Source organism: Chromobacterium sp. Panama (genome assembly GCF_003052555.1).
Taxonomy (GTDB): Bacteria; Pseudomonadota; Gammaproteobacteria; order Burkholderiales; family Chromobacteriaceae; genus Chromobacterium.
The window spans coordinates 2,049,071-2,064,382 of record NZ_QARX01000001.1; the positions used below are offsets into that span (position 1 = coordinate 2,049,071).

The following is a 15,312-nucleotide window of genomic DNA, read 5'->3' on the forward strand; positions in this document are numbered from 1 at the left end:
CGGGAATCCGCTAATCTCAAAACAAGGCGGACGCACCAACCCAGTTCCACCACAGGAGTTACTGCATGTCCGGCATTGCTTGCCCCGACTTCACCCTGCCCGGCACCGCCGGCGTCTCGTTTCAGCTGTCCAGCAGCCCCAAGCCGCTGGTGATCTACTTCTACCCCAAAGACAACACCCCCGGCTGCACCAACGAAACCATGGATTTCCGCGATCTGCACGCCGAATTCGCCGCCGCCGGCGCCGCCGTTGTCGGCATTTCCCGCGACAGCCTGAAGTCTCACGAGAACTTCAAAGCCAAGCTGGAGCTGCCATTCGAATTGTTGTCCGATGCAGAGGAGGTTGTTTGCAATCTGTTTGGCGTCATCAAGATGAAGAATATGTATGGCAAACAGGTCAGAGGGATTGAACGCAGCACCTTCGTGATTGGCCGGAACGGCGACATCGCGCGCGAATGGCGCGGCGTCAAAGTGCCAGGCCACGCCGCGGCGGTGCTGGACTTCGTCAAGACGCTCTAAAAACCGCGACGGGGTCGGCCGATTCCCGGCCCGCCCCGCGATAAAACCAGGGGATCATCATGGCCAGCCGCAAAAAAATCAGCGCCAGCAAGCTGTTTGTTCTCGACACCAACGTGCTGCTGCACGACCCCACCTGCTTGTATCGCTTCGAAGAACACGATGTGTTCATCCCCATCATCACGCTGGAAGAACTGGACACCCACAAGAAGGGGATGTCCGAAGTGGCGCGCAACGCGCGCCAGGCCAGCCGTTTTCTAGATGAGATCGTCAGCGGGGCCGAAGCCAAGATCGAATCCGGCATTCCGCTGAAGAGCGCCAGCCGCGACGCCGCCGCCGGCAAGCTGATTCTGCAGACCCAGGCGATACACAGCGTGCTGCCGCCGTCTCTGCCGGTGGGCAAGGCCGACAACCAGATCCTCGGCATCGTGATGGCCTTGAAGGAGTTGCAGCAAGGCCGCTCGGTGATCCTGGTGTCCAAAGACATCAATATGCGCATCAAGGCCCGCGCGCTGGGCCTGGACGCGGAAGATTATTTCAACGACAAGGTGCTGGAAGACACCGACCTGCTCTACACCGGCACCCGGGAAATCGACGAAAGCTTCTGGGAGCGCAACGGCAAGGACATGAAGTCCTGGCAGGAACAGGGCCGCAGCTACTACCAGGTCAAGGGCCCGGACGGCCAGAACCTCTACGTCAACCAGATGCTGTGGCAGGAAGGCGCCCAGCCGCTGCAGGCGCGCGTGACCCAGGTGGAGGGCAAGACCGCGGTGCTGCAGACGCTGAAGGACTACAGCCACCACAAAAACAATGTCTGGGGCATCACCGCGCGCAACCGCGAGCAGAACTTCGCCCTCAATCTGCTGATGGACCCGGAGGTGGACTTCATCACCCTGCTGGGCCAAGCCGGCACCGGCAAGACGCTGCTGACGCTGGCCGCCGGCCTGGCGATGACGCTGGAACAGAAGCTGTACTCCGAAATCATCATGACCCGGGTCACTGTGCCGGTGGGCGAGGACATCGGCTTCCTGCCCGGCACCGAAGAGGAAAAGATGGCGCCGTGGATGGGCGCGCTGGAGGATAATCTGGACGTGCTCAACAAGAGCGACGACGACGGCGGCGACTGGGGCCGCGCCGCCACCCGCGACCTGATCCGCTCCCGCATCAAGGTCAAATCGCTGAACTTCATGCGCGGCCGCACCTTCCTCAACAAATACCTGATCATCGACGAGGCGCAAAACCTGACGCCCAAGCAGATGAAGACCCTGATCACCCGCGCCGGCCCCGGCACCAAGGTGGTCTGCCTGGGCAATATCTCGCAGATCGACACCCCCTACCTGACCGAGGGCAGCTCCGGCCTGACCTATGTGGTGGACCGCTTCAAGGGCTGGGGCCATTCCGGCCACATCACGCTGCAGCGCGGCGAGCGCTCGCGGCTGGCGGACCACGCCGCCGAAGTGCTGTGATGTCCCCGCGCCTGGAGCTGCTGCATCAAGCCCCGGCGCCAACGGCGGCGCGTCTCGCGCCGCCGTTGTTGTTCGTGCACGGCGCCTTTTGCGGCGCCTGGTGCTGGCGGGAATACTTCATGCCCTGGTTCGCCCGGCAGGGCTACGATTGCTGGGCGCTGAGCCTGGAGGGACACGGCGGCAGCGAGGGCCGGGACTACCTGGCCGCGATCGGCGTCGACGACTATGTGCGCAATCTCGACGCGGCGCTCAAGCAATTGCCGGCCGCGCCGGTGATGGTGGGCCACTCCATGGGCGGCTACGTGGTGCAGCAATACCTGAGCCGCCACAAGCTGCCCGGCGCGGCCTTGCTAGCCTCGGTCCCGCCCGGGGGGCTCGCCTCGTCCAGTCTGCGCTTGCTGACGCAGGCGCCGGCCCTGTTTCTCAAGCTCAATATGTACCAGCACGGCCTGTACGATCCGGAGTTCATCGAACTGAAGGACATGCTGCTGTCGCCGGACGCGCCGGAATCGGCGGTGGAACTGCTGATCAGCCGTTGCCAGCAGGAAAGCCAGCGAGCGCTAATGGACATGACCCTGGTCAACCCGCTGGCCAACCGGCCGCTGGCGCGGCTGCCGGCGCTGGTGCTGGGCGCGGCCGAAGACCAACTGGTGGGGCCGGAAGATGTGGTGGCCACCGCGCGGCGTCTGGACGTGGCGGCGGACATCCTGCCCCATCTTGGCCATATGATGATGCTGGACACGCGCTGGGAGAGCGCGGCGGAATGGCTGGCGAACTGGCTGGAACGGCAATTTCCGGAAGACTGGGATCAGGCGCTCAGCGCCTGATAACCTGTTTACGATCTGCTGCGCGTCATGAGACGTGGCGCGGTGAGCACCGCTTCGAAATGCTCATATGCGCATCGTGAACAGGTTCTGAACCCGGCAATAAAAAAAGCGGCCTAGGCCGCTTTTCCAGTCACCCCGCCGTCTCAGGCGCGGGTATCGATATTCTGCCCCAGATGGGCCGGATTGCTGGCCTGGGCCTGCGCCATATTGTCGGACGCGCCTTGCACCAAGCTCAAAGCCGACTGCGACTGCGCCGACATGGCTTTTTTCAATGCGTAGATCTGGATGCTGTTGGACACGCCCTGCCCGCTGATCTGACTCAATCCATCCATACTTCGCCTCCCTCTGAAACACGCACAATGCGCATGGCTATAGTCTAGACGCATCGTCGTCGGCTGTCATCGCTGAATTTAGTCTTTTGTATCCAATTCACGACAGCGCCGACCGCGCCGCGCCGTCGCCGCGCATAATCAGCCCATCCCTATTGACCCGAGCCCGTCCATGCGCCTGCACAGCCTGTCCCTGATCGATTTCCCCCTCATCCATCAAGCCTTCAGGCTGGCATTCAGCGACTACCTGCTGCCCATGCAAATGGACGAAGAACAGCTGGCCGCCATGCTGCATCGGCGCGGCTGGCGCCCGGAGTTGAGCATCGGCGCCTGGCGCGACGGCGCGCTCGTCGGTCTGTGGCTGGCCGGCGTGCACTGCGACGAGGCCGGCCCGATCGGCTATTGCGTCGCCACCGGCGTCACGCCCGACGCGCGCCGCCAAGGCCTGCTGCAAGCGATGGCCGCCGCGGTCAGCCGACGGCTGGCCAGCCGGGGCATACAGCGTCAACAGCTGGAGGTGATCAGCGACAACGCCGCGGCCATGGCCGCCTATCTGAAGCTGGGCTTCCGCCCTCGCCGCCGGCTGGACTGTTACCGCATTGAACACGCGCTGGCCGTGGACGCCGCGCCCGGCTGGCGCTGCGAAGCCGCTGACCGCTCGCAATGGCCGCGTTGGCCCTTACACAGCGAGCCCGCCGTGCCCAATAGCCGCGACAGCCTGGAGCGCGCGCGGCCACCGCTGCTCTTGATGACGGCGAAACAGAACGGCGATTTGCTGGGCTACGCGCTTTATTCCGCCGCCGGCGACGTCGCGGAACTGGCGGTTGCGCCGCCGCATCGGCGCCGCGGCGTCGCCCGCTCGCTGCTGGCCGCCGTTCAGCGGGACACCGCCGCGCCCGCGCTGGCCATCAGCAATCTAGACGCCGACGACGAAGCCGGCGCCGGCCTGCTGCGGTCTTGCGGCGCTCGTCTGTGGCTGTCGCAATGGGAAATGCGCCGCCCTTGACCTCCTGCATGCCAATGCCGTAATATCAAACAAATGTTTGCAAAACGGACAAATGTTTGATGACTGAGCGGGAACAACAAATCCTCTCTCTGCTGCGCCTGGATCCGCTGATCCCGCAGCAGGAGCTGGCGGATCAACTGGGCATCAGCCGCTCGGCGGTGGCCGGGCACATCATGAATCTGGTGCAAAAGGGGCATATCCGCGGCAAAGGCTACATCCTGGCCGAACAGCGCTATGTCGCCGCCGTCGGCGGCGCCAATATGGACATCGTCGGCAGCGCCGCCGCCGCGCTGCGCCACGGCGACTCCAATCCCGGCCAGGTGCGCTGCTCGCCCGGCGGCGTGGCGCGCAACGTCGCGGAAAACCTGGCGCGGCTGGGCGCCGACTGCCGGCTGGTCTCGGTGGTGGGCGACGACATCCACGGCCGCTCGCTGCTGGAAGCCACCCAGCGCGCCGGCGTCGACGTGCGCGGCTGTCTGACGCTGCCGGACGCCGCCACCTCCACCTATCTGTCCATCCAGCAGGCCGACGGCGACATGGCGCTGGCCATCAACGACATGGACATCCTCAACCGGTTGACGCCTGAGCGCCTGCAAGCGCAGAGCGAGCTGGTGCGCCACGCCGGCGCGGTGGTGGCCGACACCAATCTGAGCGCCGACGCGCTGGCCTGGCTGATCGCCGAAAGCGGCGACAAGCCGCTGTTCGTCGATCCGGTATCCGCGTTCAAGGCCGAGCGCGTCCGCCCCTGGCTGTCGCGCATCCACACGCTGAAACCCAACCGCCTGGAAGCCGCCGCCTTGTCCGGCCTGCCGTTGGAACGAGCGGAGCACGCGCCGGAAGCGGCGCGCTGGTTCCATGGCCAGGGCGTGCGCCGCGTAGTGCTGAGCATGGCCGGCGCCGGCATCTATTACAGCGGCGAAGCCGGCGACGGCTGGCTGGACGCGCCGGACTGCGCCATCGTCAACACCACCGGCTCCGGCGACGCGCTGATGGCCGGCCTGACCTGGGGTTGGCTCAATGAGCTGTCGCTGGCGGACAGCGTGCGCTTTGCTCGCGGCTGCGCCGCGCTGACGCTGTCCTCCGCCGCCACCAACAACCCTTCACTGTCCCGCGCGGCGGTGGAAGCCTATCTGAACGCCTGATCTCGTCATCAACTAAGGAGCACGCAATGCACAACGCCCATCTCGACATCCATCCCGAAGTCGCCGCCGCCCTGGCCGCCAACCGCCCGGTGGTGGCGTTGGAATCCACCATCATTTCCCACGGCATGCCGTATCCGCAGAACGTGGAAACCGCGCTGCAGGTGGAAGCGGAAATCCGCGCCCACGGCGCGGTGCCGGCCACCATCGCCATCATAGACGGACGTCTGAAGGCCGGTCTGAGCGCGGACGAGATCGAATACCTGGGCAAGGGCGGCCGCGACATCGCCAAGGTCAGCCGCCGCGACCTGCCCTTCATCGTCGCCGGCAAACGCAGCGGCGCCACCACCGTGGCCACCACCATGATCATCGCCGCGATGGCGGGCATCCGCGTGTTCGCCACCGGCGGCATCGGCGGCGTGCACCGCGGCGCCGAGCGCAGCTTCGACGTGTCCGCCGACCTGCAGGAACTGGCGCAAACCCCGGTGGCCGTGGTCTGCGCCGGCGCCAAGTCCATCCTGGACCTGGGCCTGACGCTGGAATACCTGGAAACCCACGGCGTGCCGGTCATCGGCCACCGCTGCGATCACCTGCCGGCCTTCTTCACCCGCGACAGCGCCTTCAAGCTGGACCACCGTCTGGACGAGGCCGTCGACATCGCCGCCACGATGCAGGCCAAGTGGAACCTGCAACTGCGCGGCGGCGTGGTGGTGGCCAATCCGATTCCGGAGCAATACGCGATGCCGCGCGACAAGATCGACGCCGCCATCGAGCAGGCGCTGGGCGAGGCCGAAGCGCAAGGCGTGGCCGGCAAGGAATCCACGCCCTTCCTGCTGGCTCGCGTCTGCGAGCTGACCGGCGGCAATAGCCTGGCCGCCAACATCCAGCTGGTGCTGAACAACGCCCGCCTGGCCTCGGCGATCGCGGCGCGCTACTGCGAGCTGAACGCAGGCTGAGAACTGTTAAATCGCCGGCTTGACGGCGACGCGGATTGGGGCTGTAATCCCCTGCCCCAATCCTTGCCGCCGCCATGAGCTCCATTCTTTCCGACGCGACGCTAGACGACTGGCGCGTCCGCCTGATCGGCCTGCTGCAACAACAGCCGGGCGACGACGACGGCGCCCACGATCTCAACCATTTCCATCGCGTCTGGGCCTGCGCCCGGCAGTTGCTGGACGCCCATCCCGACGCCGACGCATTGACCGTGCTGGCCGCCTGTTATCTGCACGACCTGGTCAACCTGCCGAAAAACCATCCGGAACGCCATCTGGCCTCGCGCCAGGCCGCCGCCCGCGCCCGCGCGCTGCTGGCCGCCGGCGATTTTCCGGCGGAACGGCTGGACGGCGTGGCCCACGCCATCGAGGCGCACAGTTTCAGCGCGGCCATCCCGCCGCAAAGCCTGGAAGCCCGCATCGTGCAGGACGCCGACCGCATGGACGCGCTGGGCGCCGTCGGCCTGGCGCGGCTGTTCTACACCGCCGGGCGCATGGACTCGGCGCTGGCCCATCCGCAAGATCCGCTGGGCGAGGCCCGCCAGCTGGACGACCGCCGCTGGGCGCTGGACCACATCGAGGTCAAGCTCGCCAAATTGCCGGCCATGATGCAAACCGAGGCCGGCCGAAAGATGGCGGAGCAACGGCTGCAGTGGCTGCGGGACTTCCGCCGGCAATTCTGCCAGGAATGGCGAACCGCCTAGCCCCGGATGACATCGAACTCGGTAAGCCTTTGATAGTCAAATCAAAACAATTCTAATTGTGAAACTATCAACACAATGACAAAACCATTGGCATGGCGCAAAATAGCCGCACCCCACCCCCGAGTTCGAGCATGATTCTGAAGCTGCAACGCAATACCCAAGGCCGCGATTGGGCGGTCGGCGACATTCACGGCTGCTTCCGCCAATTGTCGCGTTTGCTGAAAATGGCCGCCTTCAATCCCGAGTGCGACCGTCTGTTGTCGGTCGGCGACATGATAGACCGCGGCGCCGACAGCGCGGCGGTGCTGGAGTGGCTGGCGCAACCGTGGTTCTACGCGGTGCGCGGCAATCACGAACAATTGGCGATCGATTCGATACTGGGCGACAAGCAAGCCGAAATCCGACACGTCAACAACGGCGGCTCCTGGTTGCTGACCCTGCCCGCGCCTCAGCGACAAGCCTGCCTGGCCGCTTTTCAGCGCCTGCCCTACGCGATAGAAGTCAGCGACGCGGACGGCGGCAAGATCGGCGTGGTGCACGCGGATTGCCCCGGCAACGACTGGGACGCGCTGGCCGCCGGCCTCGCCAACGGCACGCTGCCGGAAAGCGGCCGCAACGTCGCGCTGTGGTCGCGGGAACGCGCGCGCCACGGCCGCGGCGGCGTTGTGCGCGGCGTGGACCTGCTGCTGGTGGGCCATACCCCGCAAACCAGCGCCACCCGCTTCGACAATGTGTTGAACCTGGACACCGGCGCCGTCTACGGCGGCAAACTGACCCTGTTCTGCCTGAACGACTTCGTCGAACTGTCGCTGCCCAGCGAAGACGACGCTCTGCTCGGTTTCCACCTGCACGATTAGCGCGACGGTGGCGCGCCGCGGCCGGGATGGCTAGAATGCGGCGCTCTGACTTTTTCCCAGGAGCCCAAGATGGCGAGCAAGAAAGGCGCGACCAAGCCCCAGGCGCAGCAACGCCAGCAACAGGACAAGCGCTGGAACGCCGCGGAGCAGGCCTGCCGCGAAATCATGAGCTTGCTGGAGGCTTTGCAGCCCAGCCTGGCCGCTCAGCAAACCTCGGAGCAGTACGCGCAGATGGCGGCCGTGTACTACAAAAAAATCCGCAACGGCCGGGTGCTGTCGCCCGGCGATTTCAATCTGGCCGCCGACGTGGCCGCCAGCGCCCGCCGCGCCTTACAGGCGCTGTCCCCCGCGCTGGACTTCGCCGGCCACCCTCAAAGCGCGGACTGCCAGCGCATGCTGACGCTGGCCGACGCCGTACTGGCGGCGATGAGCGAACTCAAGGCCGCCGGCCGACGCCAGCCCTGAGCCGGTTCAAGACCGCGGCGCTCCAGCTCGGCAGACTTGGAACAGGTTCTCAGACGTCGTCGGCCACCGGCTGCTCCGTCTGCTGCAAACGCCACATCTCGGCGTAGCGGCCGCCGCGCTCCAACAGCTCGCGGTGGCTGCCCTGCTCCAGCACGCGCCCGGCCTCCATCACCAGGATCTGGTCGGCGTCGACGATGGTGGACAGCCGGTGGGCGATGATCAGCGTGGTGCGGTTGGCTGAGATCTCGGCCAATTCGCGCTGGATCGCCTTCTCGGTGCGCGAATCCAGCGCGCTGGTGGCCTCGTCGAAGATCAGGATGGGCGGATTCTTCAGAATGGTGCGCGCAATCGCTACCCGCTGTTTTTCCCCGCCGGACAGCTTGAGGCCGCGCTCGCCCACCATCGTGTCGTAACCGTCCGGCAGACTGCTGACGAAATCGTGGATGTGCGCGGACTTGGCCGCTTCCATCACTTCCTCGCGGCTGGCGCCGGGCCGGCCGTAGGCGATGTTGTAATACACCGTGTCGTTGAACAGCACCGTGTCCTGCGGCACGATGCCGATATGGGCGCGCAGGCTGTCCTGGCTCAGTTCGCGGATATCGCGGCCGTTGACCAGGATGCGGCCCTCGCCGACGTCGTAATAGCGAAACAGCAGCCGCGACAGCGTGGATTTTCCCGCGCCGCTGGCGCCGACCACCGCCAGCGTCTTGCCGGCCGGGATGTCGAAGCTGACCTCGTTCAGAATCCGCCGCTTGCTCTCGTAAGCGAAGCCCACCTGTTCAAAGCGCACCGCGGCCGCCGGCGCGGCCAGCACCGCCGCTCCCGGCGCGTCCGCCACCTCCTCGTTGGCGCCCAGCAGCGCGAACATGCGCTCGATGTCGGCCAGCGAATGCTTGATCTCGCGGTAGACGAAGCCGAGGAAGTTCAAGGGCGCGTACAACTGGGTGATGAAGGTGGCCACCAGCACCACGTCGCCCACCGTCATCCGCCCGGCCACCACCTCGCGCGCGGACAAAACCATGATCAGGGTGACGCCGCTGGCGATGATCAGGCCCTGGCCGGCGTTGAGCATGGACAGCGACACCTGGTTCTTGATCGCCGACGCTTCCCAGGCCGCCAGATTCTTGTCGTAGCGCGCCGCCTCGTAGCCTTCGTTGTTGAAATATTTGACCGTCTCGTAATTGAGCAGCGCGTCTATCGCCTTGGCGTTGGCCTTGGAGTCCAGATCGTTCATGCTGCGGCGGTAGACGGTGCGCCACTCGGTCACCACCAGGGTGAAGGCGATGTAGACGGCGATGGTGCCGAAGGTCACCAGCGCGAACGGCCAGGCGTAGCGGTGCAGCAGAATGGCGGTGACCATGCCGATTTCCAGCAAGGTGGGCAGGATGTTGAACACGGTGAAGTTCAGCAAAAAGCCTATGCCCTTGGTGCCGCGCTCGATGTCGCGGCTCATGCCCCCGGTCTGACGCTCCAGGTGAAAGCGCAGCGACAGCCGCAGTAGATGCTGGAACACGCCGCCGGCCACGCTGCGCACCGCGCCCTGTATCACCCGCGCGAACACCGCGTCGCGCAGCTCGCCCAGCACGCTGGACAGCAGGCGGGCGCAGCCGTAGCCGGCCAGCGCCAGCACCGGCAAGGCCAACAGGGTGGCCGGCACCGAGAGTTGATCGACGATGTCTTTCAGGTACAAGGGCGTGCTGACCGCGGCCACCTTGGCCAAAATCATACAGGACAGCGCCAGCAGCACCCGCCACTTGAACACCCATAAATAGGGCACAAGCGTCTTGAGGGTGGCGATATCGTTGCGGCGGTCCGGAGCCGGGCCGGAATGGGTAAAACGCATATTTGGGATTGCCTGTTGCGTCAAGCTGTTCCAAAGTGAGAGTTGAGTTGTCTTGCGAACATCATCAACGCTCGCCAGGGGGCGCGGACATGTGGATATTATTGCTGGAAGCGGCGATTGCCGGCGGATTGGCCACCTTCATCGTGTGGTGGACCTGGCCCAGGGAAAAATAGCGCCGCCGGCTTTGCGAAGTCTCAGAGCCTGTTCAAAGTCCAGCGAGCGGGGGCGAGACAAGGCGTTGCGGCCGAAAATGCGCAATGGCCAAGCGGCGCATGAGCATTCCTAAGCCGGTTTCAACGCCGTATCGCCAGGGCTCGGCGGACTTTGAACGGGTTCTCAATGCAGCACGCGCGGCGCCACCAGATTCATCTCGGGGATTTCCGCCTCGAAACGCTTGCCGTCGTCGGCCAGAAACTGATAGCTGCCCTTCATTGAGCCGTAAGGCGTTTTCAGATGGGTGGCGCTGGAATAGTCGAAAGACTGGCCCGGCTCGATGCGCGGCTGCTCGCCCACCACCCCCATGCCGCGCACTTCCTGAACCTGCTCGTTGGCGTCGGCGATGATCCAGTGGCGGCTGACCAGTTGCGCCGGCTCGCTGCCGGTATTGGTGATGCGGATGCGATAGCCGAACACATAAATGTCGTTGGCCATATTGGATTGTTCTTCGATGTAATGCGGTTCGGCTTCCACTTCGACACGGTAGGTTTTTTCCGCCATGTTCAGCGCTCCTTTTGTTGTTTGTGCTTCATTTTATCCCGCCGGAACGCTTTTGGCGCGGTAGAATGTGGCCATCCCGTGTTCATCCTTGCCCAAAGCAACGCCCTATGCGCACTTTCCGTATCGCTCCCAGCATTCTTTCCGCCGATTTTTCCTGTCTTGGCCAAGAGGTTCGCGACGTGATCTCCGCCGGCGCCGACATCATCCATTTCGACGTGATGGACAATCACTACGTGCCCAACCTGACCATAGGGCCTATGGTGTGCGAAGCCATCCTCCCGCACTGCGAGGGCACGCCCATCGACGTGCATCTGATGGTGAAACCGGTGGACAGCCTGGCCGCCGCCTTCGCCAAGGCCGGCGCGGACATCATCACCTTCCATCCGGAAGCCTCCGAGCACGTCGACCGCACGCTGGGCCTGATCAAGGACGCCGGCTGCAAGGCCGGCCTGGTGTTCAACCCGGCTACCTCCTTGTCCTATCTGGACCATGTGATGGACAAGATAGACATAGTGCTGATCATGTCGGTGAACCCGGGCTTCGGCGGCCAGAAGTTCATCCCGCACGCGCTGGACAAGGTGCGCGAGGCGCGCCGCCGCATCGATGAATACACCGCCAGGCACGGCGGCGAAATCTGGCTGGAAGTGGACGGCGGCATCAAGACCGACAATATCCGCGCGGTGGCCGAAGCCGGCGCCGACACCTTCGTCGCCGGTTCCGCCATCTACGGCCAGGCCGATTACAAGACCGTGATCGACGAGATGCGCGCCGAGCTGGCCCAACTCCGCTGAAACCGGCCCTCACCCCAGGAGCACAGAATATGCACGCCTTCATCGTGACCGGCGCCTCCCGCGGCCTTGGCCTGGCGCTGACCGAAGCCCTGCTCGCCGACGGCTACCGCGTCGCCGGCCTGGCGCGCGGCGCCGTGGACGCGCTGGCCGCGCTGACGCGCCGTTACCCGGAACGCCTGAGCGCCATAGACGCCGACCTCTCCGACGCCGCCGCGGTGGCGCCGGCCATCGCCGCCGCGCTGGAACAGCTGAAGCCGGCCGACTGCGCCAGCCTCAACCTGATCAACAACGCTGGCGTGGTGACGCCCATCGCCCAGGCCGGCCATTACCCGGCCGAAGACCTGGTCCGCGCGCTGGCGATCAATCTGGCGGCGCCGATGCTGGCCACGGACGCGCTGCTGCGCGCCAGCGCCGGCCTCAAGGCCCGCCGCCGCATCCTGAACATTTCCTCAGGCGCCGCGGCCAAACCCTACCCGGGCTGGAGCGTGTATTGCACCACCAAGGCCGGGCTGGACCACTTCAGCCGCAGCGTGGCCGCGGAACAGGCCGGCCAGGACAACGCCGCGCACATCGTCGCGCTCTACCCCGGCGTGGTGGACACCGACATGCAGGCAAGCATCCGCGGCAGCGACGCCGAGCAGTTCCCGCAGAAAGCCCGTTTCGACGCGCTGAAGGCGGACGGCGAACTGAGCACCCCGGCCGCCGCCGCGCGCCGCATCGTCGACCATCTGCTGTCGCCGGCTTTTGGCCTGCAAACCGTGGTGGACATCCGCAACCTGGGCTGACGCCTGTTTACGAAATCTGTCGCGCGCGGACGCGCGCGACACGTCACAAGCGGCGGCCAAGGCCGCCGCGCTGAAACGCTTATGAACCTGAAACACATCAAAGCCGTCGCCTTCGATCTGGACGGCACCCTGGTCGATTCCATCCCGGATCTGGCCGCCGCCGCCAACGCCATGCGCGAACATCTGGACCTGCCGCCGCTGCCGGCGCTGCGCATTCAAGAACACGTCGGCGACGGCATCGCCAGCCTGGTGCACCGCGCGCTGACCAATGAGCGCGACGGCCAGGCCGATCCGGCGCTGTGGGAACGCGGCTACGTCTTCTTCATCCAGTACTACCGCGAGCACCTGAGCGACAACACCACCATCTATCCGGGCGTGACCGACGGCCTGGGCCTGCTGCGCGCGCTGCAGCTGCCGCTGGCGGTGATCACCAATAAATCCGAACGGCTGGCGCTGCCGCTGCTGGAACAACTGGGGCTGCGCGATTGCTTCAGCCTGGTCATCGGCGGCGACACCCTGGCGGAAAAGAAACCGTCGGCGCTGCCCTTGCTGCACGTTTGCCAGGTTTTGGGCATACAACCTGAACAGATGGCCATGGTCGGCGACTCCGCCAACGACGTGCTGGCCGCCCGCAATGCCGGCTGCGCCGCCGTGGCCGTCAGCTACGGCTATGCCGACGCCGCCGCGCTGGGCGCCGATCTCACGGTGTCCAATATTGCCGAACTATACGATTTGATGAAGAATAGCTGATCAGCTGATAACTTCTTTTACGGATGACGACTTCATGACGAAGCAAGGATACCGGCTTGGATGCCGATGGCGCCGCTCAATGCCTGTTTGACAAGCTGCATTCGACCTCACCACGACCACAAGAGCGCAGGACCCGCCATGACCCATGAAGAATTCAACCGCCTGGCCGCCGCCGGCTACAACCGCATTCCGGTCAGCCTGGAATTGTTCGCCGATCTCGACACTCCGATGTCGGTCTACCTGAAGCTGGCCAACCAGCCCTATTCCTATCTTTTGGAGTCCGTCGTCGGCGGCGAGCGCTTTGGCCGCTACTCCTTCATCGGCCTGCCGTCCACCACCCGCTTGCGGGTCAACGGCCAGCAGGTGCAGGTGGAATACGGCGACAAGGTGATCGAGCGTCACAGCGGCGATCCGCTGGCCTTCATCGAAGCCTTCCAACAGCGCTTCCGCACCCCGCCGCAACCCGGCCTGCCGCGCTTCGCCGGCGGTCTGGTCGGCTATTTCGGCTACGACACCATACGCCACATCGAAAAGCGGCTGTCCGAAACCAGCAAGCCCGACACCATAGGCACGCCGGACATGCTGCTGATGGTGTCCGAGGAATTGGCCGTGGTGGACAATCTGTCCGGCAAGCTTTATCTGATCGTCTACGCCGATCCGGAAGTGCCCAACGCCTTGCTGAAAGCCGAGGCGCGACTGGCGCAACTGCGCGCCCGCCTGCGCGAACCGCTGGAAGCGCCCTTGTCCTTGCCGGCCCAAGGCACGCAATCGGCGTCGGAATACGGCGAACAGGCGTTCAAGGACGCGGTGTCCGCCTGCAAGCGCTACATCCACGACGGCGACATCATGCAGGTGGTGCTGTCGCAGCGCATGCAGATGCCGTTCGCGGAGTCCCCGCTCAGCCTCTACCGCGCGCTGCGCAGCCTGAACCCGTCGCCCTATATGTTCCTCTATCACTTCGACGACTTCCACGTGGTGGGCGCCTCGCCGGAAATCCTGGTGCGCCGCGAACAGGACACTGTCACCGTGCGCCCCATCGCCGGCACCCGCCCGCGCGGCCAGACCCGCGAGCAGGACGAGGCGCTGGCGGCCGAATTGCTGGCCGACCCCAAGGAAATCGCCGAACACGTGATGCTGATGGATCTGGGCCGCAACGACGTAGGCCGCGTCGCCGCCACCGGCAGCGTGCGCGTCACCGACAATATGGCGATCGAGCGCTATTCCCATGTGATGCACATCGTGTCCAGCGTGGAAGGCAAGGTCGGCCCCGAGGTGTCGAACATCGATGTGCTCAAGGCCACTTTTCCGGCCGGCACCCTGTCCGGCGCGCCCAAGGTGCGGGCGATGGAGATCATCGACCAGTTCGAACCCAGCAAGCGCGGCATCTACGGCGGCGCGGTCGGCTATCTGGGCTTCAACGGCGATATGGACCTGTGCATCGCCATCCGCACCGCGGTATTGAAGAACCGCATGCTCTATGTGCAGGCCGGCGCCGGCATCGTCGCCGACTCCTCGCCGGACATGGAATGGCAGGAAACCCAGAACAAGGCGCGCGCCGTTCTGCGCGCCGCGGCGCTGGCCCAGCAAGGACTGGACGCCTGATCCGAACAAACGGCCCGCCTTGGCGGGCCGTTCTCTTATGGTGCAAAACACCGCGTCTCCAAGCTCGACGTCAGGAGAAAAACGCTGAGCCAACCCATCGCCTTGCGCCCGGCCGTCCGCGGCGACCTCGCCTTCCTACTGGCGCTGCGCCGCGCCAGCATGGGCCCCCATCTGCAAACGGCGGGCCGCCCCTGTGATGAAGATGCACTCCTGAGCCGAGTCCACGATGGTTTCGAACACGCCTCCATCATCCTCGAAGGCGAACGGGACATCGGTCTGCTCAAAGTCGCGCGCCGGCTCCCCGCTTGGCGGTTGATCCAGTTGCAACTGCTGCCGGACTGCCATGGCCGCGGCCTGGGCGGCAAGCTGATCCGCAGTCTGCAACGCGAGGCCGAACACGCCGGAGCCGCCTTGGAACTCAGCGTGCTGGAGCGTAATCCGGCGCGACGGCTCTACCTGCGCCTAGGCTTTGTCGATATCCAATACGCCGACGGCGAATTCCTGATGCGCTGGACCGCCTGACA

Annotated in this window: 17 protein-coding genes; 14 read left to right on the forward strand and 3 right to left on the reverse strand. The window is 65.2% G+C overall.

From position 1 onward, the window contains the following. Nucleotides 1-65 precede the first annotated feature (65 nt). Genes DB032_RS09220 through DB032_RS09230 form a run of 3 tightly spaced genes read left to right on the forward strand, consistent with a single transcriptional unit; the run spans nt 66 to nt 2,808 of the window. The gene (locus tag DB032_RS09220) at nt 66-518 is read left to right on the forward strand and encodes a peroxiredoxin (protein WP_048414751.1); all 453 of its coding nucleotides are present in this window, start codon (nt 66-68) and stop codon (nt 516-518) included. 59 nt (nt 519-577) lie between these two features. After that, nucleotides 578-1,981 carry a PhoH family protein gene (locus DB032_RS09225; RefSeq protein WP_107799216.1) on the forward strand — a complete coding sequence of 468 codons (1,404 nt, stop codon included), beginning with the start codon at nt 578-580 and terminating at the stop codon, nt 1,979-1,981. Further along, the gene (locus tag DB032_RS09230; protein ID WP_233246671.1) at nt 1,981-2,808 is read left to right on the forward strand and encodes an alpha/beta hydrolase; all 828 of its coding nucleotides are present in this window, start codon (nt 1,981-1,983) and stop codon (nt 2,806-2,808) included. The genes DB032_RS09225 and DB032_RS09230 overlap by 1 nt, the downstream gene beginning before the upstream one ends. Before the next feature lie 143 nt (nt 2,809-2,951). Here the strand turns inward: DB032_RS09230 and DB032_RS09235 are convergent, their stop codons facing one another. Beyond that, the gene (locus tag DB032_RS09235; RefSeq protein ID WP_048411033.1) at nt 2,952-3,140 is read right to left on the reverse strand and encodes a putative motility protein; all 189 of its coding nucleotides are present in this window, start codon (nt 3,138-3,140) and stop codon (nt 2,952-2,954) included. 169 nt (nt 3,141-3,309) lie between these two features. Between DB032_RS09235 and DB032_RS09240 the strand changes: the two genes are divergently transcribed. From DB032_RS09240 to DB032_RS09265, 6 genes are all read left to right on the forward strand, one after another. Next, complete coding sequence (locus DB032_RS09240; RefSeq protein WP_107799218.1) at nt 3,310-4,143, forward strand: GNAT family N-acetyltransferase; 834 nt, start codon at nt 3,310-3,312, stop codon at nt 4,141-4,143. Between the two features lie 59 nt (nt 4,144-4,202). Continuing rightward, entirely contained in the window at nt 4,203-5,285 is a 1,083-nt protein-coding gene (locus tag DB032_RS09245) for a PfkB family carbohydrate kinase (protein WP_107799219.1), read from the forward strand. Nucleotides 5,286-5,311: 26 nt separating this feature from the next. Next, nucleotides 5,312-6,238 carry a pseudouridine-5'-phosphate glycosidase gene (locus DB032_RS09250; RefSeq protein WP_107799220.1) on the forward strand — a complete coding sequence of 309 codons (927 nt, stop codon included), beginning with the start codon at nt 5,312-5,314 and terminating at the stop codon, nt 6,236-6,238. Between the two features lie 74 nt (nt 6,239-6,312). Next, nucleotides 6,313-6,978, forward strand: coding sequence for an HD domain-containing protein (locus DB032_RS09255; RefSeq protein WP_107799221.1), 666 nt, complete (start codon nt 6,313-6,315; stop codon nt 6,976-6,978). A 131-nt stretch (nt 6,979-7,109) separates the two neighbouring features. Then, entirely contained in the window at nt 7,110-7,835 is a 726-nt protein-coding gene (locus tag DB032_RS09260; RefSeq protein WP_158274272.1) for a metallophosphoesterase, read from the forward strand. Nucleotides 7,836-7,904: 69 nt separating this feature from the next. Then, nucleotides 7,905-8,300 carry a hypothetical protein gene (locus tag DB032_RS09265; protein ID WP_107799223.1) on the forward strand — a complete coding sequence of 132 codons (396 nt, stop codon included), beginning with the start codon at nt 7,905-7,907 and terminating at the stop codon, nt 8,298-8,300. Between the two features lie 49 nt (nt 8,301-8,349). Here the strand turns inward: DB032_RS09265 and DB032_RS09270 are convergent, their stop codons facing one another. Then, the gene (locus DB032_RS09270) at nt 8,350-10,143 is read right to left on the reverse strand and encodes an ABC transporter ATP-binding protein/permease (protein WP_107799224.1); all 1,794 of its coding nucleotides are present in this window, start codon (nt 10,141-10,143) and stop codon (nt 8,350-8,352) included. A gap of 336 nt (nt 10,144-10,479) precedes the next feature. After that, on the reverse strand, nt 10,480-10,860 hold the full coding sequence (gene apaG, locus DB032_RS09275; protein ID WP_019101389.1) for a Co2+/Mg2+ efflux protein ApaG: 381 nt from the start codon (nt 10,858-10,860) through the stop codon (nt 10,480-10,482). A gap of 107 nt (nt 10,861-10,967) precedes the next feature. On the opposite strand from apaG, the gene rpe reads away from it, so the two are divergent. From rpe to DB032_RS09300, 5 genes are all read left to right on the forward strand, one after another. Continuing rightward, nucleotides 10,968-11,651, forward strand: coding sequence for a ribulose-phosphate 3-epimerase (gene rpe / locus DB032_RS09280; RefSeq protein WP_107799225.1), 684 nt, complete (start codon nt 10,968-10,970; stop codon nt 11,649-11,651). 29 nt (nt 11,652-11,680) lie between these two features. Then, nucleotides 11,681-12,436: an SDR family oxidoreductase gene (locus tag DB032_RS09285; protein ID WP_107799226.1), complete on the forward strand. Its 756-nt coding sequence runs from the start codon at nt 11,681-11,683 to the stop codon at nt 12,434-12,436. An 81-nt stretch (nt 12,437-12,517) separates the two neighbouring features. Next, a complete protein-coding gene (locus DB032_RS09290) occupies nt 12,518-13,186 on the forward strand; it encodes a phosphoglycolate phosphatase (RefSeq protein ID WP_107799227.1) in 669 nt (222 codons plus the stop codon). A gap of 138 nt (nt 13,187-13,324) precedes the next feature. Next, a complete protein-coding gene (gene trpE, locus DB032_RS09295) occupies nt 13,325-14,788 on the forward strand; it encodes an anthranilate synthase component I (protein ID WP_107799228.1) in 1,464 nt (487 codons plus the stop codon). Nucleotides 14,789-14,890: 102 nt separating this feature from the next. Then, a complete protein-coding gene (locus DB032_RS09300) occupies nt 14,891-15,310 on the forward strand; it encodes an N-acetyltransferase (protein ID WP_107799229.1) in 420 nt (139 codons plus the stop codon). Nucleotides 15,311-15,312 lie beyond the last annotated feature (2 nt).

What these genes read in the sequence shown, in the direction of transcription:
- DB032_RS09220 (WP_048414751.1), top strand. Translation starts at nt 66, where the DNA reads ATGTCCGGCATTGCTTGCCCCGACTTCACCCTGCCCGGCACCGCCGGC.
- DB032_RS09225 (WP_107799216.1), top strand. Translation starts at nt 578, where the DNA reads ATGGCCAGCCGCAAAAAAATCAGCGCCAGCAAGCTGTTTGTTCTCGAC.
- DB032_RS09230 (WP_233246671.1), top strand. Translation starts at nt 1,981, where the DNA reads ATGTCCCCGCGCCTGGAGCTGCTGCATCAAGCCCCGGCGCCAACGGCG.
- DB032_RS09235 (WP_048411033.1), bottom strand. Translation starts at nt 3,140, where the DNA reads ATGGATGGATTGAGTCAGATCAGCGGGCAGGGCGTGTCCAACAGCATC.
- DB032_RS09240 (WP_107799218.1), top strand. Translation starts at nt 3,310, where the DNA reads ATGCGCCTGCACAGCCTGTCCCTGATCGATTTCCCCCTCATCCATCAA.
- DB032_RS09245 (WP_107799219.1), top strand. Translation starts at nt 4,203, where the DNA reads ATGACTGAGCGGGAACAACAAATCCTCTCTCTGCTGCGCCTGGATCCG.
- DB032_RS09250 (WP_107799220.1), top strand. Translation starts at nt 5,312, where the DNA reads ATGCACAACGCCCATCTCGACATCCATCCCGAAGTCGCCGCCGCCCTG.
- DB032_RS09255 (WP_107799221.1), top strand. Translation starts at nt 6,313, where the DNA reads ATGAGCTCCATTCTTTCCGACGCGACGCTAGACGACTGGCGCGTCCGC.
- DB032_RS09260 (WP_158274272.1), top strand. Translation starts at nt 7,110, where the DNA reads ATGATTCTGAAGCTGCAACGCAATACCCAAGGCCGCGATTGGGCGGTC.
- DB032_RS09265 (WP_107799223.1), top strand. Translation starts at nt 7,905, where the DNA reads ATGGCGAGCAAGAAAGGCGCGACCAAGCCCCAGGCGCAGCAACGCCAG.
- DB032_RS09270 (WP_107799224.1), bottom strand. Translation starts at nt 10,143, where the DNA reads ATGCGTTTTACCCATTCCGGCCCGGCTCCGGACCGCCGCAACGATATC.
- apaG (WP_019101389.1), bottom strand. Translation starts at nt 10,860, where the DNA reads ATGGCGGAAAAAACCTACCGTGTCGAAGTGGAAGCCGAACCGCATTAC.
- rpe (WP_107799225.1), top strand. Translation starts at nt 10,968, where the DNA reads ATGCGCACTTTCCGTATCGCTCCCAGCATTCTTTCCGCCGATTTTTCC.
- DB032_RS09285 (WP_107799226.1), top strand. Translation starts at nt 11,681, where the DNA reads ATGCACGCCTTCATCGTGACCGGCGCCTCCCGCGGCCTTGGCCTGGCG.
- DB032_RS09290 (WP_107799227.1), top strand. Translation starts at nt 12,518, where the DNA reads ATGAACCTGAAACACATCAAAGCCGTCGCCTTCGATCTGGACGGCACC.
- trpE (WP_107799228.1), top strand. Translation starts at nt 13,325, where the DNA reads ATGACCCATGAAGAATTCAACCGCCTGGCCGCCGCCGGCTACAACCGC.